General features: G+C 46.8%; 22 protein-coding genes. 7 read left to right on the forward strand and 15 right to left on the reverse strand.

The features are described 5' to 3' along the window. Positions 1-930 carry an ABC transporter permease gene (locus AB4111_RS22805; RefSeq protein WP_442033496.1) on the reverse strand — a complete coding sequence of 310 codons (930 nt, stop codon included), beginning with the start codon at positions 928-930 and terminating at the stop codon, positions 1-3. 333 nt (positions 931-1,263) lie between these two features. Then, positions 1,264-3,669, reverse strand: a complete 2,406-nt coding sequence (locus AB4111_RS22810) for an AraC family transcriptional regulator (RefSeq protein ID WP_442033347.1) — start codon at positions 3,667-3,669, stop codon at positions 1,264-1,266. 215 nt (positions 3,670-3,884) lie between these two features. On the opposite strand from AB4111_RS22810, the gene AB4111_RS22815 reads away from it, so the two are divergent. The 3 genes from AB4111_RS22815 to AB4111_RS22825 all read left to right on the forward strand — a co-directional run bounded on the left by AB4111_RS22815 (position 3,885) and on the right by AB4111_RS22825 (position 8,677). Next, positions 3,885-5,240, forward strand: a complete 1,356-nt coding sequence (locus tag AB4111_RS22815) for a dipeptidase (protein ID WP_442033348.1) — start codon at positions 3,885-3,887, stop codon at positions 5,238-5,240. A gap of 1,008 nt (positions 5,241-6,248) precedes the next feature. Beyond that, positions 6,249-6,935 carry a TetR-like C-terminal domain-containing protein gene (locus tag AB4111_RS22820; RefSeq protein WP_442033349.1) on the forward strand — a complete coding sequence of 229 codons (687 nt, stop codon included), beginning with the start codon at positions 6,249-6,251 and terminating at the stop codon, positions 6,933-6,935. Between the two features lie 155 nt (positions 6,936-7,090). Continuing rightward, entirely contained in the window at positions 7,091-8,677 is a 1,587-nt protein-coding gene (locus tag AB4111_RS22825; RefSeq protein WP_442033350.1) for an oleate hydratase, read from the forward strand. Positions 8,678-9,205: 528 nt separating this feature from the next. Here AB4111_RS22825 and AB4111_RS22830 read toward each other — a convergent pair. The 4 genes from AB4111_RS22830 to AB4111_RS22845 form a co-directional block, all read right to left on the reverse strand. After that, the gene (locus AB4111_RS22830) at positions 9,206-9,577 is read right to left on the reverse strand and encodes a hypothetical protein (RefSeq protein WP_442033351.1); all 372 of its coding nucleotides are present in this window, start codon (positions 9,575-9,577) and stop codon (positions 9,206-9,208) included. Positions 9,578-9,683: 106 nt separating this feature from the next. Next, positions 9,684-10,898 (reverse strand): N-acetylglucosamine-6-phosphate deacetylase, encoded by a 1,215-nt coding sequence (gene nagA, locus AB4111_RS22835; protein ID WP_442033352.1) that lies wholly within the window; start codon positions 10,896-10,898, stop codon positions 9,684-9,686. Then, positions 10,895-11,623, reverse strand: coding sequence for a glucosamine-6-phosphate deaminase (gene nagB, locus AB4111_RS22840; protein WP_442033353.1), 729 nt, complete (start codon positions 11,621-11,623; stop codon positions 10,895-10,897). The genes nagA and nagB overlap by 4 nt, the downstream gene beginning before the upstream one ends. Before the next feature lie 4 nt (positions 11,624-11,627). Further along, positions 11,628-12,491, reverse strand: coding sequence for a MurR/RpiR family transcriptional regulator (locus AB4111_RS22845; protein WP_017692537.1), 864 nt, complete (start codon positions 12,489-12,491; stop codon positions 11,628-11,630). Positions 12,492-12,718: 227 nt separating this feature from the next. On the opposite strand from AB4111_RS22845, the gene AB4111_RS22850 reads away from it, so the two are divergent. Next, positions 12,719-13,078 carry a hypothetical protein gene (locus AB4111_RS22850; protein WP_442033354.1) on the forward strand — a complete coding sequence of 120 codons (360 nt, stop codon included), beginning with the start codon at positions 12,719-12,721 and terminating at the stop codon, positions 13,076-13,078. A 154-nt stretch (positions 13,079-13,232) separates the two neighbouring features. On the opposite strand, the gene AB4111_RS22855 is transcribed toward AB4111_RS22850, so the two are convergent. The 7 genes from AB4111_RS22855 to AB4111_RS22885 form a co-directional block, all read right to left on the reverse strand. Beyond that, positions 13,233-13,772 carry a DUF4303 domain-containing protein gene (locus AB4111_RS22855; protein WP_442033355.1) on the reverse strand — a complete coding sequence of 180 codons (540 nt, stop codon included), beginning with the start codon at positions 13,770-13,772 and terminating at the stop codon, positions 13,233-13,235. 483 nt (positions 13,773-14,255) lie between these two features. Next, on the reverse strand, positions 14,256-14,480 hold the full coding sequence (locus tag AB4111_RS22860) for a helix-turn-helix domain-containing protein (protein ID WP_017692532.1): 225 nt from the start codon (positions 14,478-14,480) through the stop codon (positions 14,256-14,258). Positions 14,481-14,739: 259 nt separating this feature from the next. Next, positions 14,740-15,729, reverse strand: coding sequence for a YhcN/YlaJ family sporulation lipoprotein (locus AB4111_RS22865; protein WP_442033356.1), 990 nt, complete (start codon positions 15,727-15,729; stop codon positions 14,740-14,742). A 260-nt stretch (positions 15,730-15,989) separates the two neighbouring features. Continuing rightward, the gene (locus AB4111_RS22870; protein ID WP_442033357.1) at positions 15,990-16,958 is read right to left on the reverse strand and encodes a DUF4340 domain-containing protein; all 969 of its coding nucleotides are present in this window, start codon (positions 16,956-16,958) and stop codon (positions 15,990-15,992) included. After that, the gene (locus tag AB4111_RS22875) at positions 16,955-18,349 is read right to left on the reverse strand and encodes a GldG family protein (protein WP_442033358.1); all 1,395 of its coding nucleotides are present in this window, start codon (positions 18,347-18,349) and stop codon (positions 16,955-16,957) included. Before AB4111_RS22875 ends, AB4111_RS22870 begins: the two co-directional genes overlap by 4 nt. Positions 18,350-18,353: 4 nt before the next feature. Further along, a complete protein-coding gene (locus AB4111_RS22880; protein WP_442033359.1) occupies positions 18,354-19,070 on the reverse strand; it encodes an ABC transporter permease subunit in 717 nt (238 codons plus the stop codon). Continuing rightward, positions 19,067-20,203: an ABC transporter ATP-binding protein gene (locus AB4111_RS22885; RefSeq protein ID WP_442033360.1), complete on the reverse strand. Its 1,137-nt coding sequence runs from the start codon at positions 20,201-20,203 to the stop codon at positions 19,067-19,069. The genes AB4111_RS22880 and AB4111_RS22885 overlap by 4 nt, the downstream gene beginning before the upstream one ends. Before the next feature lie 246 nt (positions 20,204-20,449). Between AB4111_RS22885 and AB4111_RS22890 the strand changes: the two genes are divergently transcribed. Next, entirely contained in the window at positions 20,450-21,523 is a 1,074-nt protein-coding gene (locus AB4111_RS22890; RefSeq protein WP_442033361.1) for a glycosyltransferase family 4 protein, read from the forward strand. Positions 21,524-21,586: 63 nt separating this feature from the next. On the opposite strand, the gene AB4111_RS22895 is transcribed toward AB4111_RS22890, so the two are convergent. Continuing rightward, positions 21,587-23,071 (reverse strand): DHA2 family efflux MFS transporter permease subunit, encoded by a 1,485-nt coding sequence (locus tag AB4111_RS22895; protein ID WP_442033362.1) that lies wholly within the window; start codon positions 23,069-23,071, stop codon positions 21,587-21,589. 264 nt (positions 23,072-23,335) lie between these two features. Then, a complete protein-coding gene (locus AB4111_RS22900) occupies positions 23,336-23,695 on the reverse strand; it encodes a hypothetical protein (protein WP_442033363.1) in 360 nt (119 codons plus the stop codon). Between the two features lie 184 nt (positions 23,696-23,879). On the opposite strand from AB4111_RS22900, the gene AB4111_RS22905 reads away from it, so the two are divergent. Both AB4111_RS22905 and AB4111_RS22910 read left to right on the forward strand, forming a co-directional pair. Continuing rightward, entirely contained in the window at positions 23,880-25,118 is a 1,239-nt protein-coding gene (locus AB4111_RS22905) for a glycosyltransferase family 4 protein (RefSeq protein ID WP_442033364.1), read from the forward strand. Next, on the forward strand, positions 25,115-25,285 hold the full coding sequence (locus AB4111_RS22910) for a hypothetical protein (RefSeq protein ID WP_253440469.1): 171 nt from the start codon (positions 25,115-25,117) through the stop codon (positions 25,283-25,285). Before AB4111_RS22905 ends, AB4111_RS22910 begins: the two co-directional genes overlap by 4 nt. Positions 25,286-25,304 lie beyond the last annotated feature (19 nt).

Below are 25,304 nucleotides of genomic sequence, written 5' to 3' on the forward strand. Positions count from 1 at the left end.
TTAATAAATTCCGGGGTGACCAAATTTTTTCGCAAGTTTATTACTGCCGAGCACCAGAATGATCCCCACCACAGACTTGAATAGTCCAACAGCGGTACTGTAACTGAATGCACCTTGCGTAATCCCCACCGTGTACACATACGTATCAAATACGTCTGCGACATCCCGGTTGAGGGAGTTGGTCATCAGATAGATCTGCTCAAATCCGGTATCCAGAAAATTCCCCAGTCTGAGAATGAGCAAAATGACTATAGTCGTACGAATCGCGGGAAGCGTAATATGCCACATTCGCCGGAATCGTCCTGCGCCATCCACAATGGAGGCTTCATACTGTTCCGTATCCACACCTGCGAGCGCCGCCAGGAAGATAATTGTGCCCCACCCCATCTCTTTCCACATCATCTGAACAATAATGAGCGGCCGGAACGAACCCGGACTGGAGAGCACATCAATAGGCTTGCCTGTGATCCAGGCGATCAGGTCGTATAACACGCCGCCTTGCGGGGTCAGGAACACGTAAGTGATACTAGCAATAATAACCATGGATACAAAATGAGGTACATAGACCAGCGTTTGAATCGTTCTTTTGAAGAAAGCGACCCGAATTTCGTTTAATAACAAGGCGATAATGATCGGTGCCGGGAAAAAGAAGACAAGATCATACAGCGCAAGGACCAGCGTATTGCGTAATAGTCGGAAGAAGTCCGGGTTGGAGAAAAAGTTCGTAAAGTTCTCTAGCCCCACCCAATTACTCTCCCGAATGCCCAGGAAAGGCTGGTAGTCCTGAAAAGCAATGATGATCCCCCACATAGGCAAATATTTAAAGATGACAAAGTACAAAAAGCCGGGAAGCACAAGCACATATAACCATTTGTTTCGTTTGATCTGCCTTTTCCAGTTCGACTCTCGTCTCATGGGCCTTGTTGCCATATCCGCTTGAGCAGTTGCCGTGGCGTTGGTATTCCAGTTCGTCTTCCCGTTCATCACGTCTCCCCTTCCGCAACTTTGTAAGCGTTATCAATTTATCTGTTATTCAGACTATACAGCCCCTTAGTTTCCGGCAACCTTCATTTTTTGCATGGCTACGACATGATGGTCGGGAAGCCCGCTATAACGCCATTTTCACAAGAAACTGAACATAACGTAGCAGGTAGAATTGCACATTTTTGCAGGTTTATCCTTCTTTGTATCACGGTAAAAAAAAGAAAAAACCGACATCCGCTAAAGCTGAATGCCGGTCTGAAATGACAAAGATATAAACGGTTATTGTCCAAACCAATGTTCACGATACTGACTCGGGGTAATTCCCTCCTGTTTCTTGAAGATCCGATTAAAATAACTATGCTGATATCCTACAGCCACGGCAACATCATTGATTTTCATCGTTGTCTCCCGTAACAATTGCTTCGCCGCCTCCATTCTCACACGTGTCAGATAATCAATAAAATTGATGCCAGATACCTGTTTGAATGCCTTGCTCAGTGCATAAGGTGTCATCTGCTCCGCGTCAGCACAGTTTTCCAGCGAAATATCGCTGAGATAATGTGTATCGATATACAACATCGTTCGTTCCACCACAAGCTTCAGCGGTTCCTGGGATCGTGCTTCGATCGCTTGGATATACGGTGTGAATACCTCATTCATCATCCATTGTCTCATCTGAAAAGGTTCACGAATACCGGATAGCCGTTCATACATGTTGCAACCACCAAACAGCTTATAAGGTGTCACTCCCGTTTGCAGCATCATGTGCTGAATACTGCCGAGTAATTGCAGCATCATCTGCTGCACCTGAAATTCGGTACTGCCCGCCCGTGTAATCTCACTCATGAATTGTTCCAGCACACGTTCTGCTTCGACTTGCTTGCCCAGCCTGACTGCCTGTAGCAACTCACGCTCCAGCCCAAGCGGATAGGAAGCTGCTTCGTTTCTACGGAAACACTCCTCATCCTCCAGATCGAGTATCTGACTTCCTTCCTCCACACTGCGATATGCCACGGCCTGTTCCATCTCCACGAATCGTCCAGGCAATTCCTGAAGTGAAGCTGCTGGGCGACTGATCATCAAGGTCACCTTCATTCTGAGTGTTCGTCCAATGACCTCCACTAGCTCCTGTCCCCATAACATCGCTTGTGACTTCACAGGTTCGTCCTGAGGAGCGATCACAAGCATGGCGGAAGACAGGTCATGAAAGTTCATAACACTGATCTGCCTGAAATAATTTTTCGCCACTTCCTGAGTAATATTCACTGCTGCAAAGGTAACTAATCCCGTGTCCTGGCTTCCAAATCTGCCTTGCAGCTGCTCGTACCCCGTAAAATACATCTGCACCAGCAAATACTGCTGGCCCTCCAGCTCAAATCCGAGATGACGCATGCGCTGCTGGAGATCCTGCTCGTTATAGGCATATAGATGTCCCTGTACAAGCTGTAAGACAAAGCTGTCGCGCAGATGCGGAAGTTGCTCCTGCAATTGGCGATGTGCCATTACACTGCGGGAGGTCAGTTCGTTCCATTGTTGCTCTAGCAGCTCAAACTCGTCCAGCTTCTCATCCGTTGGTGTTGTCTCGTTTCGGCCAGGCGTAAGCAGGTGCAGCATCCGTGCTACAGGCGAATAGATGCGGCGGGAAGCAAACCAAGATAACAATAATCCCAGAATGAGACTGCCTGCACTCGCAATGACGATGATTTTGGATACCAGCTTGACTGGCGAAGTGACTGAGGTCAAAGGTGCTGCGGAGACGTAAGTCCAGTCCGAATCGATCCGACTCAATGAGCCGTACGAGACAGAATAGGTCTGATCCTCATATCGGAACAGGAATGAGCGGCTATCGGCATGCAGGGTCACTTCTTTTTTTAGCTGCTGCTCAAAAGCAGAAGTCTCTCCCGCCGTTCCCGGATTCCCGGTAACCAGTGTGTTGCCTTCCTGATCCATAAGGAACGTTAAACCTTCATCATAAGGAGTAAGCGTTTTCAACAAACTGGCGACTTTCTCGTTATCCAGCGTGATGATTAGTGCTCCAAATGGATTCATGCTTTCGCCCGGGATCTTATGTACAAGAACGAGTGCATTACCTGCATCCGTATGCAGTAGACTATTGTTGGTCGAAGGTGCCGTATCTCTGTTGATGCCCGAAACCCAGTCTGTCCAGTACACGTGGTTGCCCATGGAGAGGTAACGATCATACGCTTGTACTTTGGCATCATCGTTCAACTCGTTATAATCCCGATTAAATAAGATCGGCTTCGGTTCCTGCAAATACAGCTGGGCTGACTTGATCAACGGGTGGGAACCTTGTAGTACATATAATGTAGTCACAATCTCCTGCGTTTCATTGAAGTAATACACAAAATCCAGCGTTCGTAGTGCATTGCCAAACCTCGGTTCAAAAGCCCAATGAGATAAGTTCATCTCCAGATAGGCCAGTTGATCATCCACGTTGCGTGCCCGATTCTCGATCTGGTTCTGATGCATCCGATTGAATTCGGTTTCCATCCGGCCAACCACCTGTTGATACATGACGATACCTGTGATTAGCCCAGGAATGCTGGCAATGAGCAAAATAAGCATGAGGCTGTTTCGATAAAATCGTCCTTTATATCTTCCTGCCTTGAAATCGGATAACCGCTTGAATCTGCCAAATATTCGACCATTCCTAGTCGGTTCCATCGCTGCTCACCTGCCTGCTTGCATCGGGTCTGACTGTCATGGAAACTTCCTCAACTCCCTTGAGAATATATGGATGAAATCCTTTTCTTGTATTATACGCACAATCTTCAGGTGAATGAAACGATCTGTAACCGATCATTTTTTTAACCAATGTTTTATTAACATGACAAAATGGATTACAATGAGATAAAGCAAACATGAAGGAGGCCTTTTTAATGAAAGAACAGACTTATTTTGAACAAAATAGAGAAAAACACCTGGCAGAACTGAATGAATGGTTGTCCATTCCAAGTATCTCCGCCATTTCAGAGCATAAAGAGGATATTAATCGTGCAGCACAATGGGCAGCAGATGCGCTCACACGTGCAGGCATGGAAAATGTAGAGGTCATTCAAACGGCTGGACATCCAATTGTCTATGCAGATCACCTGCATGCACCCGGCAAACCGACAGCTCTGATCTATGGTCATTATGATGTACAACCTGTAGACCCCCTTAACCTGTGGGACACGCCTCCTTTCGAACCGACTGTTCGTGATGGCAAGCTGTTCGCTCGTGGTGCAACGGATGACAAAGGACAGATCTTCCTACATATCAAGGCTGTAGAAGCCATTCTCGCCGAAAACAAAGAACTACCGGTTAACATCAAGTTCTGTATCGAAGGTGAAGAGGAAATCTCCAGTCCGAACCTGCCCATCTATCTGAATGACAATACGGACAAGCTGCGTGCAGACATGATACTGATCTCGGATACGTCCCTGCTTGAAAAAGGGAAACCGGCGATCTCCACTGGCCTGCGTGGTCTATGTTCGCTTCACGTAGATCTGAACACAGCCAATACCGACTTGCACTCCGGTTCATTTGGTGGTGGTGTACCCAACGCACTGCATGCACTCGTATCCCTGCTCGCATCGTTGCATGATGAGCAAGGCCGTGTGAGTGTAGATGGATTTTACGATGGCGTTCTGCCACTGTCTCCTGAGATGAGAGAAGAATTTGTGAAACAGGGCTTCAATGAAGAACAGCTTCGTCAAGACCTCGGACTGGAGCAATTGTACGGCGAAGAAGGTTATTCGTTCGTGGAACGTGTTGGCGCTCGTCCAACATTGGAACTGAATGGGGTATGGGGTGGTTTCCAGGGTGAAGGCAGCAAAACGGTTATTCCGAAGGAAGCTCATGCCAAAATCACCTGCCGCCTCGTAGCGGACCAAGACCCACAACATGTATTGGATCGTATCGAAGCACATCTGCGCGCTCACGTTCAACCGGGTGCAACCCTGCATGTGAAACAGATCGAGAAAGCTTTTGCTTTCAACACCGATCCTTCCAATCCAATCCTGCAAAAAGCGGCAGATGCGTATGAGCACGTGTATGGTGTTCGTGCCCTCTTTACCAAAGATGGTGGCTCCATTCCGATTGTTGAGAAGCTCTCACGTGTACTCGAAATCCCTGCTGTCATGATGGGCTTTGGCTTGCCGGATGAGAATCTGCATGCACCGAACGAGCACTTCAACCTGGAGAACTTTGATAAAGGGTTGTTGACGATTGTTCGGTTTTTGAAGAGTTTGTAATCATCGTGTTTAAAACCAGTTCATGAGAGAGTGCTGAGTGGACGTTCCGATGCCGAATCGTTCTTTTGATCGCTGTTATCGTCGGATTTTTTGGATTCCCCTTCTCTAAGGGTAAAATCCGACGATAAAGGCGAGCGCTCCGCTTCTTCAGAATCGATTTCGTCCCCTTCACTACGTTGCAGCTCTCGCAGACTGATTTTAAGATTGATCCTAACTTTTTATATGGGTTAGGTAATAGGGAGAACAAAAGAACGGCCTTCGGGTCGTTCTTTTTTGATTTGATTTTTTTTCATTTGTTTTCTTGTGTTTTTGTTGCTTTGCTACTTTGGGGCTTTGAGGCTTTGAGGCTTTGGTGAAGATGTAGTTTTTTTTCAATGGCTGCTTTTTATGAATGGAGACGATGGAGACTTACTTTAAATGGTTTAGTGTATTAGTGATAACAATATGGTGACTTATAGGCTGTTTCTTTGAATTTATTTTGTATCGATCATTGCGTACAGCTTGCTTTATTATGGCTTCTTTAAAGGTATGGGTTTAACTTTGAAGGTTAGTGTGATAGATCACAAAACGATGGGCTACTGAACAGTTTTTCGATTTTTTCGATTTTTTTCTCGATAACTTCGTTATCGTTCTTCCTATGACTAATTTTATAGACGGGGTCCCGCTTTTAATGGTTTAGTGTTATAGAGATAATATACGCGACCTTATCAGCCGTTTTATTAGATTAATTACGTCTCCTTCACTAGGTTTCAGGCTTTTACCTTGGCTGCTTTTATTGTGACTGATTTTAATGAGGGTTAACTGGGCTAACTTTTAAGGGTTTTGATAGTGACAAGACAAGCGGTGCCCTTTGGAGGTTTGTTTGGGACGGTTGATATCTAGAATATCCCCTGCTGGAGTCATGGTGCGGATCGGGTAACAAATGTCGTTGATAGCTATAGGTGCCCTGCTTCATTACAAGGGTGGTCAGCCACGGGGATATTTGAATGGGAGGATCTTTCGGGATTCTTGCGTTTTGACCTGGTTATGTTAAGTGACTTCGCTGCGGGACTTTTGGCCATGGGGTGTTTACCTCCTGTTATGCCCCGGCAAGCTAATCCGAATGATGAGGTGATTGTTGTGTCTGCTTCTCACCTAACCAAACATGCGCTAGCTCACTCGCTTAAATCACTGATGGAGCATATTCCACTGAACAAGATTACGGTCAAACATCTGGTTGATCATTGCGGATTGAACCGGCAAACCTTTTATTATCATTTTCAGGATATTTACGCGCTGCTTGGATGGATCTATCAGACTGAAGCGGTGGAAAGTCTTACCGAGTACCGAAGCTACAGCACATGGACGGACGGATTCTATAAAATCTTTTGTTACATCGAGAACAATAAATCATTCTGCTGCAATACACTTGACTCGCTCGGGCGCACCCACTTGGATACATACCTCTATGAAGTAACCCATGATCTGATTATGGGTGTTATTGATGAGCTGGCCTGTGGGATAAGGGTCCGCAGTGAAGATAAAGAGTTCGTCGCCAACTTCTATACCCTGGCCTTCACAGGGCTGATCATTCAGTGGATGAGGGGTAACATGCAAGAACCGCCAAAACAAATTATCGAGAAGCTCAGTGAGCTGATCGAAGGCAATGTCCTGAGGGCATTGCACAGGTATGAGGATAAGCTGCCACCCTCTTAAGGATGAGCGGCTTTTTTTACATGTGATCTAAGCATAATCTTTAGACACTTTTTCAAAAGTGACCAAAAATTGGACACTCCAGTTCTTTTGATCATACCTTACGTGACCTTCAAGGTTTACATTAGGGATGTGATTACAGAACCTTTTGGAGGCGAATGATCGTGAAGAAAGAACACGGTAATAAACAGGTCTATTTTGTAGGCGGCGGTATTGCATCTTTGGCGGGTGCAGCTTATCTAGTCAGAGATTGTGGCTTTCCAGGAGAACACATTCACATTATCGAAGAAATGCCGATTCTCGGTGGTAGCAATGATGGGGCTGGTAATCCCGATCAAGGATATATCATCCGCGGCGGGCGAATGCTCAATGACGAGGCGTATGAGAATCTGTGGGAGTTGCTGGCTTCCATTCCTTCCATCGACCGTCCGGGCATATCTGTCCGACAGGAAATTACCGAATTTGACGATGCCAATCCCACCCATTCCAATGCGCGGCTCATCAACCGTGACGGCAAGGTCGAAGATGTGCTCTCCATGGGTTTTGATATGGCCGATCGTCTGGCGATGGGCAAGCTGATTATTACTCCTGAAGACACGCTGGGTAAACTGCGAATCAACGACTGGTTTGGTCCTCACTTTTTCCAAACGAACTTCTGGTATATGTGGGCGACCACCTTCGCCTTCCAACCTTGGCATAGCGCCGTGGAATTCAAAAGATACATGCTCCGCTTTTTTCACGAATTCCCGAGAATTCAAACCCTGGAAGGTGTCACTCGGACACCCTTCAACCAGTACGACTCGATCATCCTGCCACTGTATAACTATCTGGAACCGTTTGGCGTAGATTTCACGCTGAAATGTACCGTCACGGATCTGGACTTCAAAGACGGCGAGGGCATTACGGTGAGTCGGATGCATGTGCTCAAGGGAGGTAAAGAGGAGGTCATTGACATCGACGAAGGCGATCTGGTCATTGTCACCAATGGCTCGATGACCGAAGGGGCCGACCTTGGCTCCATGACTTCCGCACCGAAGCTGAACGGCAAGGGCAGCTCATGGAAGCTGTGGGAGAACATTGCCGCCAAGAAACCGATGCTGGGCAATCCTTCTTCATTTAATGATCATGTGCATGAGTCCAAATGGGAGTCGTTTACGGTCACCTTCCAGGATTCGGTTTTCTTTGATCTGATGGGGAAATTCACACGTAACCGGGCAGGTACCGGCGCTCTGGTTACGTTCAAGGATTCCAGTTGGTTTATGTCTGTCGTTCTGGCTTTCCAGCCGCATTTCCGCGGTCAGCCCGAGCATGTCAAGGTGTTCTGGGGTTACGGATTGTACCCGGATAACGTAGGTGACTATGTGAAGAAAAAAATGAGCGATTGCACCGGAGAAGAGATTATGCAGGAGTTGATCTGCCATCTCCATTTTCAAGAGCATCAAGAGGCGATCATGGCTACCGCCAACTGCATTCCTTGCATGATGCCCTACATCACTGCCCAATTCATGCCTAGACTGAACAGTGACAGACCGAAAGTTGTGCCTGAGGACTCCACCAACCTGGCCTTTATTAGCCAATTCTGCGAAATTCCCGATGACGTGGTATTCACCGAGGAATATTCGGTCCGGGCAGCACGTATCGCCGTCTACACCCTTCTTGGAGAGAACCGTCCGATTGAGCCGATTAACCAGTATCAGTATGATGTCCGGACGCTGTTCAGTAGTTTTGTGACTTCGTTTAGATAACTGTTTAGGATGGGGATTCAGACATAACATAAGACGAATGAAGGAATGGTTGGATGAGTTACTAAATGAATTACTACATGAGTTACTAGAGGAGTGAACTACAGAAGCTTGTATTCCCGTGAACGAGTCAATGAGTGAATCTTGGGGAATATGGTTGTTGCTGAATTGAAGAGTCGATTTATAAGGCAAAAAGAGATTTCCGTCAGTGATGACAGAAATCTCTATTTCGTTGAGTATGGAGCCACACACATAATCTACATCGAGATTGCCAACTGTCGTCTAAAGAACCGCACAAGCCTTATTGCTCGAAATTTCGCAGGTTTGAGAATCTAACGAATCGTAGCCGCCTTATTTTGAGTATAAACATAGTTCTGTAACGTAATATCGCTCATTTTCATTAAATAGCGTGTCTGAGATTCGTTACATTTTATATGACAGCAAAATCTTTGAAATAAGACTTCGCAGGTTCGTTAGAACAAGCGTCCCTTTGGAAAAGACTACTTAGGAGAGCCATTTACTATAATTTGCTTATGTGCGAAATGATGTAAACTTCAGCATGTGCACAAGCTTGGATAAGTGTGCGATTTCCTGCTGGACGCCAGAAGTATCAGTCCCCGCCATGGCCTGATTCGCCCGCAGTGTTCTGCGGGTGTTCAGCATTCCTTCGATCAGTTTCATGACCGTGTTGCGTCCACGATGATCGACAATCATATACTTTTTGCGTATATCCAGCTCTACCCACACGATGTTGCTGAATGATGTGAACAGATGCTTGCGGTACTGCTCCATATCGGTCTCATTGTAATGCTCGCCATAAAAGGCATAGTATCCGTGTATGTGCAACTTCTCCGCCAACACTGCGATGAACGGATCATTTTCGAGCATAGCGTTACGTTCCATGTTTCACGCCTCCGTTATGCGTGATCCGCAGATCCCGTCTTTTTGAGATCTATTTTAACATATTGTGCAAGGTGTTGCCTCTCTGCAAACAAATCCACGCTACAATTTACTCGCCGACCCGTCTGCCCTTCACCCACACACCCTCAATATCCAGCTCCGCATTCAGCAAAACGATATCTGCCTGTTTTCCTTGAGCCAGGGAACCTGTTCGGTGATCAATACCCAGCAGGCGTGCGGGGGTCAGACTTGCTGCACGTGATGCAGTGTTCAGACTCAAGCCCACTTCCTGCACCAGGTAACGGAAACCGCGAATCATCGTCAGTGTACTTCCCGCCAGTGCGCCGCCGTCCTTCAGTCTGGCCTCGCCATGCTTCACGATTACAGGCAGGTCGCCGATCTTGTATTCCCCGTCATCCAGTCCCGCGGCAGACATGGCATCTGTGATCAACACCAGTTGATCGTTATGTTGCTTCAATTGAGCGAGGATTGAGATCGCCGCAGAGTGTACGTGAATACCATCGGCAATCACCTCAGCACTGATGCGTGGATCACTCAGCACGGCTCCGGCAGCTCCCGGTAGCCGGTGATGCAGCGGTGTCATCGCATTGAACGTATGCACCGCATGATGAAGTCCGGCTTCCACTGCCCGTTCGACCTCTTCATAGGTCGCATCGGTGTGGCCGAGTGCCGCTGTAATCCGCCGTTCACGCAACCATGAGATGACTTCCAGTGCGCCTTCACGTTCCGGTGCCAACGTAACTTGACGGATTAGACCGGGATATTGCTTCTCCCATGCTTCAAGCCAGGATACATCAGGCAGAATGATATGTTCCGGATTTTGCGCACCAGGCCATTTCGGACTGAAAAACGGACCTTCCAGGTGTACACCCTCAAGCTGTGCATATGGCATCTCACCGGAACGGTAGCGGTCCACTTCAGCAAGTACGCTGTCCAGTCGCTCTTTCGGAGCGGTCATCGAAGTCGCAAGCATCGCTGTTGTGCCCTGTGTACTATGAAAAGAAGTGATCTTGTCCAACACCTCGGGGCTAGCGTCCATAAAGTCTTCTCCGTTCCCACCATGCACATGGATATCAATGAATCCAGGCACAATGAGACTACGGTCCGGTACAGACAGCGGCAAAGCTTCTCGCCGAATCTGTTCAGGCAGACCTTCCGGTATCCCAGCATAAAGGATTTTTCCATCCCTCCAGGCTAATACACCGTCTTCCAATATCTCATTGGAAAGGAGCAGCTTGCCCCGAAGAAGAGAAATATTTTCATCACGCTGGCTCCCAGGTTCATGGCTATTCGCTCCGGTCATCTCACCAGCCTCCCTGCTGCACGGTCCAGCAACACCACCACATTTGGATGACATTGCAACAGCGATGCAGGACAGGCCGTTGTGATTGGGCCCATAAAAGCTTCGCGAATAATATCGGCTTTTTCCTCGCCACGGGCTATGAGCAGAATCTGTTTGGCTTTCAAAATGGTACCGACACCCATCGTAATCGCCTGAGCCGGAACCTCATCGATGCTGTCGAAGAAACGTGCATTTGCCTTTCGCGTCTCTTCTTTCAGATCCACGACATGCGTTCGTCCTGTAAGTTCGGTTCCCGGTTCATTGAAGCCAATATGACCATTATGTCCAATGCCCAGCAGTTGCAGATCTACTGGTCCACGATCATCCAACCGCTGTTCATAAGACTTACATTCCTGTTCCAGATCGGCAGCCTGACCATCAGGCACATGCGTTCTGGCAAGATCTATATCGATATGATGAAATAATTGTTCGTTCATGAAACTGCGGTAACTTTCGCGATGCTCTGTTGGAAGTCCGACATACTCATCCAGATTGAATGAAGAAGCCTGCGAGAAGCTGACCAGTCCCTTCTGGTACAACGTAATAAGTTGTTTATATATGCCTACAGGCGAACTTCCCGTTGCAAGTCCGAGGACTGCACGTGGTTTGGTCTGCAATAAACTGGCGATGACTCCTGCACCCGTGGCATTCAAATCTTCTTCATTTTCAAAAATACGTATATTCATCTGTTTAAGCACCTCCGTTGTGTTGTACGCGATAGGACTGCACGTTGTGATAGGATTGTTCCAATCTGGGGATGAAACGGTCGAAGTCGGCACTTACCATGCCTGTGAACAAAATATCGACCACATGCAGCAGTGCAATGCGGGAAGCCATATCTCCACGTCTCATGCCTTCCTCCAGAGAAGAGGTGAACAGTGGAATGTCGGATACCGTTGCGAGTGTATTACTTCCATAGGAAGTCAGTGAAATCGTAGAAGCTCCGGCCTGTTTGGCACAATGCAGCGCATCAATGGTTTCGGGTGTTTCGCCTGAATAGGATACGGCCATCGCCACATCTCCCTCAGCGAGCGAAGATGCGGATGTGATCTGCATGTGTGAGTCTGAGAAAGCAGTACAACTTTTGCCAATCCGCACCAATTTCTGATAGAAATCCTGTGTAACAATCGACGAGGTCGCCACACCGTACAGATCAATACGGCGAGCCTGGCACAATAATTGCACCGCCTGCTCCAATCTGCCCAAATCCAGCAAACGGGTAGTATCAGCAATAGACGCGAGGTGGTTAGCTTCGATAGCTTCAACAATTTTGGATAGTGAATTGCCCGCTACAATATCCTGATACGCTGTTTCATCAGATGCGTGTGACAATTCTGCGGCGAGCTTCATTTTGAAATCGGGGAAGCCTTTGAAATGAAACGACTTGCAAAAGCGGGTCACCGTCGCCGCACTTGTGCCACTCTGCTCTGCCAGATGACTAATCGTCCAGCCGGGAATATCCGATGGAGATTGCATAATGACTTCGGCAATACGTCGCTCCTGAGACGGAAGATTATTCAGTTCTTGCTGCAACGCACGTAATATGGCTGCCATAAGGACCTCACTTTTATGAAAATTATTTTTATATATTTTTAAATAAATAAGAAAATGATTTTTATAACTTCATTCTAATCAAGACGATCCTGCAAATCAAGAGCAATTTCTCACGACTTTCGCAATGATACTGAACGTGTATAGACACTCACCTGCTTGATACACATAGTGAGTATCCTTTATATTGAGAATCGAGATATGATCGTATTAAAAGAAGGAGCCATTCAATGAATCGAAGACAACGGAAAAAATTTATTCCTTCCATCTGGATTATTGCTACCAAACAAACAGAAGGACATGCCTATTATGCCCTCTATGCCATCGACTGGAAACGCGGAGGTAGGCTCAGTTGGGAAGGCTGGAATCAGCTCGAAGATCTGCTGCAATTTCATATTCCGATCAAACGAAAAGCTGGCGGGCGGAAATCTTCTTCCACGCCTGCCGCCAAAATAGCGAAAAGAGCGCTCCATCTTCATCTGAATGAAGCACAGTTCGAAGAACTGGAGCAGCTCTTTTATCAGCCATTTTCAAAGAAAAGCTGGAGGACGTTTATTCGAATGAATAGGAATCAGTACGTGATAAAGTGATATGAATTCGTTTGTTTCATTTTTTCATGCTAAAACAAAAAAGCCTCTTCCCTTCTTTAGATAAAGAAATAGGAAAGACTTTCGCGGTATTAAAATTCAATTCGTTTTCATTCAATTTCCATTTAACTCAAACCTCAACTCAAGTTAACTCGTTCTAATTCATGTCATCATATCGTTTTAGGAACGTGCTGACTAAGCCGGGTACAGTCATGTGATGAACCGATTGATTCTCAATCTCCTCCGCCAGATCGTCATCTGAGAGAGAAACGAAGAACGTAATGTCTGCTTTGCTTTGTCCATATCGAGCAAAAACGTCATCCGCTGTCTCATTCACAACTTTGGCGATGATTCGAATGATCTCATCCTTATACGCCTGAACTTCCTCAGTTGCATACAACAATCGGCTGATATGGTTAAAGTGCGTATCCTCGCCATACTGATATTCGGAGCAGCCCCATCGGTAATAGATCTCGTCCTCCTCACTGTCGCACAGCCCTTGCTCTTTCATTCTCGAAATGTGCGCTGCCAGGGATTCCTCGGTATTCACCGCCATAAACAGCGTTACCCAATCACTGTCCGTTCCAAATGCACAAGCATATACTTTCTCATGTTGCACCTTAGCCAGCGTCTGTTCCAGATCGGGTAGAAAACCCGCTCGAAATTGGTCTTCGAATTCATTTAAGAAACGTTCCATTCAGCTCATCCTTTCATGTTTTATATAAGAATACCGAATCGTTACACTTGCCACTTCGCTGACAGAATAACCTTCTGATCGCTGTTATCCCCAGATTTCTTGAATCACTTTTATATAAGTGGAAATCTGCGGATAAAGGCGAACGCTCCGCTTCTTCAGGTCATTTCTGCCCTCTCCGTTCTAGTGTAAATATGTAGTTTAACTTATATAGATGTAGTACAAAAAAATCCCAAACCCAATTTGTCCAAACCATTGTTTCACTTTCAAGCCTTACCTACAATCTCATCTGCTTGATATATGTAATCATTATGGTCTACTAAAACAATGAAAACAAGCGATGCTACGTTTCGGATATTCCCTCAATTTATTGTTAGTTCCCTCAATCCATGGTCCATACCAGCAAAAAAGCCTTGCCCCATTCTTCATGACAAAGAATAGAGAAAGGCTTTCATGCTGCTACTTAATCCTAACTGTAATCCGCAACTAAATCTTCAGCTCTCCAAGCTTAATCAGCTCGACAACTGCCTGCGAACGACCCTTAACATTGAGTTTCTGCATCACATTCGAAATATGGTTACGCACCGTTTTCTCGCTGATGAATAACTGCCCTGCGATGTCACGCGTTGTTTTGTCTTGAACCAGTAATTCGAATACTTCGCGTTCACGGTGGGTTAACAAAAATTTGCTTTTATGATCGATACCCTTCAATGTTCACCCCTCCTTGCTCGGGTTGTGTTGGTGTAACAAGGTTAAGGGGATACAGTCAACTCATCTTATGTCAGATCAAGGGCGTTGGTTCAGTTTTATAAGAAAAATGGGCAGGAATTATGTGTTTTATTGTCCCAAAAGAATCTGTGTAGTGGCATATGTAATCAAACATTTGAATTACCGATCATTAAAACAAACATGCCTCTGCAGCGGATGTTACCATCTGCGCAAAGGCATACTTGTTCAACTGTCTTAAGATCTACCGGTTCATTCGGTTCATGACCCCACCGTTGTGATTACGGTTCATCAGGCCATCGTCAAGGATGCCATCGCGGTGATTCATACCTGCTCCATTCGTTGGGAAAATGCGCTCCACCATCGATTGGAACGTATCGATCATGCCGCTGACCGGCTTACCATTACGAATATCTGTGGCATAGTTCTCCACATGTTCCACAAATTCCGGATTGGCTGATACATATACATTCTCAATGTTCGGTGCAAACTGCTTGATTTTGGCTGAAATCTTGCCTTTAATCTCAGCTGATGTGTTATCATCCGTGCTATCTACACGTTGTCCTTCACTTTTCATACCATAATGCCCATCGTCCGTCCCACGTGCTTTGCCGCCGTTTGTCAGACCACGCATCATGCCAATTGTACCTGTGCCCATGGTTCCATAGATGCTGCGGTCATTCCCCATATGGCTGCGATCCGTTGCTGAATTCGTGTTCAGCCCTGGAGCAATTCCGCTAGTGCTGTACGGAGACATTGTGCCCGTACCGCCATTCACACGCATACCACCCATATCGTGATTCATGTTGCCCCCACGCATGGTATCACTGGCATGATTACGCATCGTTCCATCCAGCATGCTTGTACGACCGTTGGACTTGCTTTCCAACTTGCCTGCATGACCATCTGCCAAACGAACTGCGACATAAGCATTACGATCCGTTAACATGACACGGGCGGATTTAACTTCCTTCATCTCCGCGATGCGCTTTGCCAACTCTTCACTGGATTTCAGGTCGGTGACATTATGCATGCGATAACTTTTCGCACGGATGCCATCCATGCCATTCGTTTCCACACCATAACGGTTAATGCCGCTCGCTTGCTGACGAACGCTTTGCGTATGAAGATTGTTGGTATCCCGATTCGTGCCACATCCTGTCAAACCGGCCATTACAAAGATTGCAGTAGACAATGATAACGTAATAGCTGTTGCCTTTTTGACTGCTGGCATGTACTCATCCTCCAATGTATGTTGGTTTTGGTCACAAAGATAGGATGCACTTCTGTACGTACCGATATGCTGAAAGGATATGGTACCTTTCCCTGTAGATTTGGGTGCTCGGTTTTTGCTCTTTGCTTATTGGTCTTTGGATTTTGAACTGTGAACCGTAAGGTCTTCGCTATAAAATAAAAAAACAGTACTGCTTGTTCGCAGTACTGTCTCCATGTAACTTGAATTTATTTAAAAATAGATATTACTTGTCTTTTGAATTACTTATCTTCCGTAGCAGTTGTTGATGCCTTAATTGTATCCGGGAATTTCTCGGCTTCCGTTAGACTCGCCGTCTCCATGGCATATGCCCATTGACCATCCGGCGTAATGACCCAGATCTGATCCGGTGCGGATGGTACGGTAAGTCCCCGATACACATCTCTAACTTGTTGCCCATTGACCGTCTGTTCAACAGACAGGGTGAATCGTGGAACAGTACCTTTCAGCTCGGAAGCTTTGCGCACATCATCTGCTGTCGACAGGTTTTTGATTTTACCAATAAGAGATACGGCGTCTGTGGCTTCAATCGTTTTTCCATTCAGTGTCCAGGTCTGCTCTGCAGCACCGTTCTCCGATGTCGATGTTAACATCCAGGTAGCTGCTTCACCTTCCCACTCCAGAGATCCAACATTTGTCTCATCCATGTTGAAAGGTGTAGTATCCAACAGATCACGACGAGACAAAGCTATGTTGGTAATCGCCTCTGTCTGTACGGCAACTACGGGACCTTCATCTACGCGCACATATCGTGCGTCATCTGCTGGAAGCTGGCCACCAATAGCCAGTTTGATCTCCCGATTATCTTTGAGTTTGATATCCATACGTGTAGCATTTGTTCCTAATCCGTACTTATCCAGATCTGTCGGCGCTTCTTCCACCACCAGTTCCTGGTTCGCACCACTCAGAGCATCTAGCCAACTGCTAACACTATAACCATTCAGAGGATAGGCTTTTGGCTCAACCATCTGCCATACGCCATTTTCAAGCGTCAAAGTCGAAGATGCTGCTGCACCGGATGTTTCTACGGTTGTGTCATGTATTGTGATGGATTGAATATCTTCGGATTGAATCCCGAGCAACTTGGCTTGCACCGCTTCTTCTTCCCGAAAATAATTTTGACTGGCCGCGTACACCCAGCCCACAATGAGTACAATGACCACTAGAATTGTTGGGACCCATTTTCTCATACCCGTCTGCGCCTCCACCATAAGAGTACACCGATAATCACAAAGATGAGTGGGAATGCTACAATAGCCACGAAGAAAATCGTTCTGGCCTGTTCGCCATTCAGGTATGCCGTCTCATACCCGGCTTGTACCCGTGGACGAATCGTCAATCCATTTTCTTTCTCACTCAAATAGTTTACGGTATTCAAAATAAAGTCCCTATTTCCGCCATTCGCAATTTCCGAATCCTGCATGAAAATGGACGAGCCCAGAATAACCGCCTTCGGTTTGCCATCCGTCGTATCGGCTGCATACCCTAATTCCACTGGCCCCTGAATGTCCTCTTCAGCATCATTGGTTGTTTCATTTTGCAATAAGCCGCCGATATTCGTCTCCCCATAACTGTCATTCGAAGAATGAATTAATGGTGAAAGGGTATATTTATCCTGTTCTTTGCTGGTCAACGCAATCGACAGCGACAACATCGGGTACAATTGGCTTGCAGCAAGTTTGTCCGTAATTGCATGTGTACCATACTCCGGTACCACCCAGAGTGGTCCCATCGTACTGGCTTGTTGATTATCCACCATCACCGCATGCTCATCAACGACACCATAGTCTGCCATGAGGGCATCGATGTTTTTCCAACTGGATTTCATATCTTCTACGAATCCGAGGGATAATAACAGCTTGCCTCCATTACTCAGATAGGTACGAATGGCCTTCATTTCTGCATCACTGAGATCACGTTGTGGACCTATGATGGCAAGCACATCTGCATCTTCCGGAACCTTCCCAGCCTGATTCAGCTGCAATTCTTCCGTCTGCACATTGTTTTGTTCCAAAGAGGATTGCAGCGTAGTCATCTGATCGAGACTCAGCTCTTCATGTCCGGTCAGAAAGACCATTTTATGCATCTCGGTGGATGACATATTCATGAGCGCCTGTGTCAGCTTTTCCTCACCTGTGAACTGATAGGATCCGTCACTGCCGTCACCTGTCGCGGTGAACAAACTGGCGATATCAATCACTTTGTGTTGATCTCCCTGCTCCAGCACAATGGAGCTGCCTGTTATGCCGTATTTGGATGCAAGTGCAGGTTCCTGCGTCAGATTATACTGTTTTAATTTCAACTTGCTGTTACGTTTCGTGTATTCCTCCACCATATCCGTGACTTCACGGTTCAGCACGGTGTTGTTGGCATTTTCGACGGTTAACACCAGAATGTTGACGTCATCCTTCACGTCTTTGATCGCAGTAAGGGACTGGTCAGACAACGTGTATTGTTTGTTCGAGGTCAGATCGAGCTGGAAGCCGCCAAGTGAATTCAGGAACAGTGTCAGCAAAATAAAGATGCCAATCACCGCTACAGACAGCACGGTACTGTTGGTATGACTTAACCATTTTTTCATCTTCTCACCTCCACCGCTTCCGTTCCACAATTTGAATGCTTAACAGCAGAAACACACCTGAAAGTGTGACATAGTACAATATATCCGGTCCGCTAAGCACGCCTTTCATGAAGCTGTCAAACCGATTAGTTAGGGCAAACGGATCGAGCCACTGCTGCAAAGCAGATCCTGTATTACCTGCGAATGAATCAAGCATCCACAAAACGAGCAAAATAATAAAACCCGCCACCGCAGACACCATCTGATGCTGGGATAACGTGGAAGCGAACAGTCCAATCGCCATCATGCTTCCGCCCAGGAAGAATAAACCCAGCGCAGACATCCATACCGTCGTCATATCCAATGTTCCATAGAACGACATGATGAAAGGGTACACCAGACTGCACAGGATGAGCACGACCAGAATGGCCAGAGAAGCAAGGTATTTGCCAAAAATAATTTCTGTTATACGTGCCGGGGAAGTCAGCAACAATTCATCCGTTCCTTGTCTGAATTCCTCCGCAACAAGCCGCATCGTTAATAAGGGCACGACAAACAGCAGCATGGATAACGTATCTCCCAGTACGAGTCGATAATCGACAATACTCGGCTGGTAATATACGAAACTGGAGTAGAACAGCAAACTGGTCATCAGTACATATACGGCAAAAGCAAAATAGGACGTCGGAGACAAAAAATAAGCTTGCAGCTCTTTGTTGCATATCGCCATCATTCGTCTCATTTGGAGTCCTCCCCTTTGCTGGAATGGGACGAAGCATCCGTTGATGGACTCAGTGATGTTCCCGATATACTCGACAAGTCGTTGTCCGAAGATACGTCCTCCTGATCCATCTCTGCGTCAGCAACCTTATCCACATCTGCCGAATTTGCGTCTGTGTCTGTTGCCTCGGTTGTGGTCAGCTTCAGGAAGATTTGCTCCAGACTGAGATTCTCCTTTTTCATCTCCAGTATCGGCAATCCTGCACCGGACAAAAGGTAGAATAGCTCCTCCCGGAAATCTTCCGAGTTCTCTCCAGTAAGAAGCATTTTAACCGTAGTCGCTGAAGCTGAAGTAAATGAAGTATCTTTGGTGGTATTCGCATCTGATGCTTGAATAACTTCACTCCGCACCTTCTCCCATGGTGTCAGCACATTATGTAATTGCTCCGCAGTGGCCTTCACTTCAATCGACACCTTGAACTCATCCCCCATAGCTGATCCGAAATGCTGAGGTGAACCATCCAGCACGAGCTGTCCCTGATTAATAATCAACATTCGATTACAGAGTGTGCTCACTTCAGGCAAAATATGCGTACTAAGCAGCACCGTATGGTTCTGCCCCAGTTCCCGAATCAGATCTCGGATCTCGATAATCTGATTTGGATCAAGGCCCGATGTTGGCTCATCCAGGACCAGCAGATCCGGCTTGTGAATAATGGCTCCTGCCAGCCCGAGGCGTTGCTTGTATCCTTTGGATAACCCACGTACCATTTGTCTTTCCCGACCCTGAAGTCCCAATCTGCTAACCATCTCACTGACCCGCAGCTTAACTTCACGTGCCGGAACATCTCGCAAATTTGCTACGAATTTAAGATAGGACTGCACCGTCATATCCGGATACAGTGGGGGAGTTTCAGGCAGATACCCAATCTTGGAACGAACACGCTGACCCTGCTCATGCACCGATACCCCATCCACCAAGATGGAACCCGCCGTTGGATGCAGATAGCCCGTAATCATACGCATTGTTGTTGTTTTTCCGGCACCATTAGGACCGAGAAACCCGACTATTTCACCACGTTCCATGGTGAAATCCAGTTGATGTACGCCGCGCTGCCCTTCGTAAACTTTGCTGACCTGTTTCACTTCGAGCACATCATTCATCCTTTCCCGTTAAAATACCCGTGCACCATCGTTCTTGCTTAGATGATCGACACGGGAAGTTCCTTGTATAATACGTGATCTATCCTAACCTCAGCTTAATGTCACTTAAAAGAAAGCTTAAAAAAATTTGTCCAAAATGTGAACACCCTGAACAACACCCACACCCTATACTTCAAGCCAACGTAACATAGAGTACAGGAGAATGTGCTCCTGACCAAAAGTCAGAGGGTGAATCGTGTGAAAGTATTATTCACGTTTTATGTTCCAAGCGGTGGCGTGGATACGTTAAACCGACTGCGCACCGCTGTTCTGAAACGCCATGGCATTGAAGCGCACCTATTGTATCTCAACACAGGCTCGGGATTGCAGAACAACAGTGATACACCCATTTTCACCGCATCCAGTGACGAAGATATCCATCACATCATTCATACTCATCATTATGATGCCATCATCGCCACTTCAGACATCGCTATGCCCGGCCGCTTGAGAGCACTTGGCTATACAGGAAGAATTATTTTTGAGGCGCAGGGGCTTGGAACACGCGATCAGGCCCTGGAAACGATACAGATGGGTGTACCTTACCTTCAAGCCCATTGCGACGCTGCCGTTATCCCCCCCACAGACCACCTGCTGGATATGTTCATTCATATCTGTCCTTGGCTTCATCGATTTGTTATTCCCAATATGCTGGATACGGACACCTTTGCACCGATCTCGGTGGATACCCCACCCTATCCGGTGCTGGCTTGGGTAGGACGACTTGAACACAACAAAAACTGGCGTGAATATCTAATCATTTCGAGAGAAATCATCAAAAAAAATCCGCAAGCCAGACTATGGTTATTCCATGATCCTACTTTGGCTAATCCAGAAGATGAAGTCATGTTCCGACACATGCTGGCAGAATACGGGCTTGAGGATCGGATTGGCATCTTCATTAATGTTCCTCATTCTCAGATGCCTGCATACTATTCGATGATTGCCGCTTCAGGGGGGATCATGTTATCCACTTCCCTGTTAGAAGGATTCGGCTATGCCGTCGCTGAAGCCATTAGCTGTGGCTGCCCGGTGCTCAGCACAGATTCAGATGGTGTGCGCTCATTTATCACACATAATAAGACTGGAAAGTTTTATCCAATTGGAGATGTAAAGGCGGCCGTAGCCGAAGCAAGGGACCTCATGAAGAACAAGAAACTGCGGGAATATATCCGCATTCATGGCAGACAGCATATGAGCTTGTCTTTCTCACCCGATCGATATGCCATTTCTTTCCGTGAAATGATGACAGCACTGCGAATTTTCCATTGAGCATAGCAAAAAGGCAGTTCAGCAAGATTCTCTGAACTGCCTTACTATGGTTTATAAAAAGTCTTAGTGTCCCATCATCATCGCGGGATCAGGCTTGTCGCCATTTTGAAGTTCTTGTTCCGGCATCGGTTTTGGTTTGCGCAGAATCAGACTGAGCAAACATCCGAACAATGCAATACAAGCGGCCAGGAAGAACGTATCATTGAAGCCACCCACCAGACCTTGAACTATAGCGGTCGGCTCTGTACTTGTTGTATTGTCTGCAATTCTTGAAGTAAGGAAACCTGTAAGCCCTGCAACCGCAAAGGACACGACCACTTGCTGTGCAGCAGCGGTGAGCGGTGTAACCCGTCCAACCAACTTACGCGGTGCAGCATTCAATACATGAGTATTGAGTGGCATCATGGACAAGCCCATACCCAGACCCATCATAACAAGAGCCGTGATAATCAGGCCAAGACCTGTCTCTGCCGTGATGGAGGAGAGAATAAACAAGGCTCCCGAGATAATTCCCAGACCCACGAAGGCCAGAGGTCTAGCACCAATTTTATCAAACAACCGACCACCAAGCGGCATGCCCACTCCGGAAGCCAGAGCCTGCGGAAGCAGAATCAATCCCGTTTCCAATGCAGTGTACCCTTTGATCTGCTGCAAATAAAGCGGGATCAGGATCATCGCACCGAACAGCGCCACTTGTGACACCCATGCGAGAATAATTCCCCGTGAGAAATCAGATGATTTGAATACCCGGAGTTCAAGCAATGGATTTTGATGACGAAGTTCTACAATAATGAATAAGATGAGCGCCACACCACCTACGATTACACCAGTCAGTGTTGTTGCAGATGTCCAGCTCGTTCCACCCTCGCTCACACCATAGGCAAGCATCGAAAACGCAATTGGCGCCAGAATCATACCGAGCAGATCCAGTGCAGGCGTGCGTCCACGATCTGTATCAGGTAAAAATTTGATACATAGAATGAAAGCTGCAATACCAATCGGCAGATTAATCAGGAAGATCCAGTGCCAGCTCAGTGATTCAATAAACCAACCGGACAATACCGGGCCCAGTGCAGGGGCAAGCAGCATGGGAATTCCGAGCATACCCATGATGGAACCTCTTCGTTCAGGAGGTGCCAGACGAAATACCATCGCCATACCAATAGGAGCAACCATGCCTCCCCCAAGGCCCTGAATGACACGGTAAATGATTAATTGCTCAGGTGATTGGGCAATGGAGCATAACACAGAACCCAAGGTAAACATCGCAATCGTGAACAGGAATACTCTTTTGGCACCGAAACGATCAGTTAACCAGCCTGCCAGTGGAATAACCGCAGACAAAGCCAGGGTGTATCCCGTAACCGTCCATTGGATGGTCTTAAGATCCGTCTCGAAATATTGAACGAGATTCGGAATGGCCACATTAACAACGGTACTGTCCAGAATAACCATGATCATTCCGACGATAATAGACAGGAGTGGCAAAATAATGGTTTTAATCGAAAACTCTGCCGGCTCCTGTGATACTGCTGTTTGTTCTTTCACGTTCTCCACTCTCTTTTCCGGCCAGCAGATCACAGGCTGCTGCCTGCGTCTCACTAAGCCTATATTCTCTCGACTGATTTCAAACTATCGTTTTAAATCGTCGTTTTAAACTTTCGTTTAACACTGATCTAATTCTAATGAAAATACCTTTGCTGTCAAGCTATTTTTTCAGAAATTTCTACTATGGATGCAATATAAAAAAATGGAACAGGCACTTCCCTGCTCCACACGTTGGTTAATCATGAATTTTCAATTATGTCCATATCAATCTGCAAGCTTCATCATCTGATATTCTGACAGTATGCCCAATGTCTGCCCGTGAATACTTCTATAATACATGCGAATAACCAGATGATTCGGTGAAGAGCTGTTGCTGATGATCCTCAGCTCATAAGGCTCGGAAGATACATCCAGATTATGAATGACCTGATTACCGCCCGCTCCCCCCGAATTCGAATTTATATGAAAAAGATGTCGGTACAGTTCTCCGTGAGTACTGGCTCCGCCAACAAATACATCCGTCCCTTCCTCGCCCCCCACATAGGCCAACTCCACGTCCATGTATTTAATGGGAACAAACGTCTGTAACATATTTTCATGAATATTAAGCACATATATAACCACTGTAGATCCCTCCTTCGGCGTATGAGCCTTTCTATACATAGGATATGCTTCCCCTTGTCTATTGTCATTTGCTTTCACCCATTTTCAACCAATTACGCGGAAATGCCCGACCTTCCGGTCCTCTTTTTTCATAGAATAAAAGCATAGAAGCTCGGCTGGTTCAGGCCGTGACAAGGGGGTAGCTATGAGAGTTCTGCTCGTTACGTATTGGGAGCTTACACATATGGGAGGCATATGGACATATGTTAAACAACTGGCCGACAGGCTAATTGCACTTGGTGTAGAGGTTGATATCATGGGCACAAATGGTGCCAAAAACGAGGTATATGTTCGTAATCTGAACCGCGCTTTCTCCAAGGATACGGTGTGGCCCATGCTGCAAGCCAAACTCAATCCGACCGATCTGCCACAATTCACTGCCGATCCGCTTCTTGCTTATTATGAACTGAATAGATATGCCTTCGAGATGGCCGCCGCTTATCTGGGGGTGGACCACTATGACGTAATTCATGCGCAAGATCCCGTAGCCGCCGTGGCCATAAAACGCATCTTAAACCGAAATATCCCACTGGTTACCAGTTATCATGGGGCACTTGCCCGCGAGGCCTTTTACGATGCTCAAAATTCCAACCCGCAACTTACTCTCTCCTCCTATCTGCAATCCAAACGCGGACGTTATTTTCTCTCATTGGAAGAGCGAAGTGCAGCACAGTCTGAGCTGATTCTGGTGTCCAGTCACTGGATCAAAAGTACACTTACAGAGCTCGCGGTGCCAGAGTCGAAGTTCAGACAGATTCCCTATGCTATCGACCTTCCAGCCTACCGTGCCTCAGCAGCTGTGAAGTTCCGCCAGCGACCACCTGCGGGCAAAAAAGTCATTGCCTTTACCGGAAGGCTCGAATACATCAAGGGCGTTCATGTATTAATCAAGGCTCTAGCCAGTCTGAAAAGTATACGTTCCGATTGGGTATGCTGGATCGCAGGAGAAGGCAATCTATCCGATGAGTTGCGGGCACAGGCCACAGCGGCAGGCATTGGAGCGGATGTTGTGTTCTGGGGCAAACTCGATAATATTCCTTCCTTCCTGCGTCATGCAGACATCTATGTCCAGCCCAGCCTGCAGGACACCCAGCCGTTCTCCGTGACCGAAGCACAACTGGCGGGTATACCTGTTATCGTCAGTGGTACAGCCGGCATGCCTGAGATGGTTGAACCTGGGCGTACAGGCTGGGTTGTTCCTCCGCAGGATGTCGACTCGCTCCGTGAACTGCTGAATGCATTACTCGAGGATAACGTTACTCGGAGAACAGTGGGTGCTGCGGCGAAAGCTTGGGCTGAACAACATCGTTCGCTGGAAGAAATGGGATTGCGTACATTTCAAGTCTACCAGGAAGCTATTTACAGAGGAGGACAACCGATATGACATTGCTTGTACCGAGTGATCTCTACAATCGCTGGTTTTCGACTCCGGTTTCCACACCTCACATCGACGTGGATTACGCTATCATGAATCAATTGATGCAGAAGTTGCCCAAAGGCTATGTATTTCCCGATCCTGTGTCGATGGAGATCATGTATTCAAAGGATTAAGTTGTCCCATTATATGCTG

This window comes from Paenibacillus sp. 2KB_22 (assembly GCF_052115745.1).
In the GTDB taxonomy this organism is placed as follows: Bacteria; Bacillota; Bacilli; order Paenibacillales; family Paenibacillaceae; genus Paenibacillus.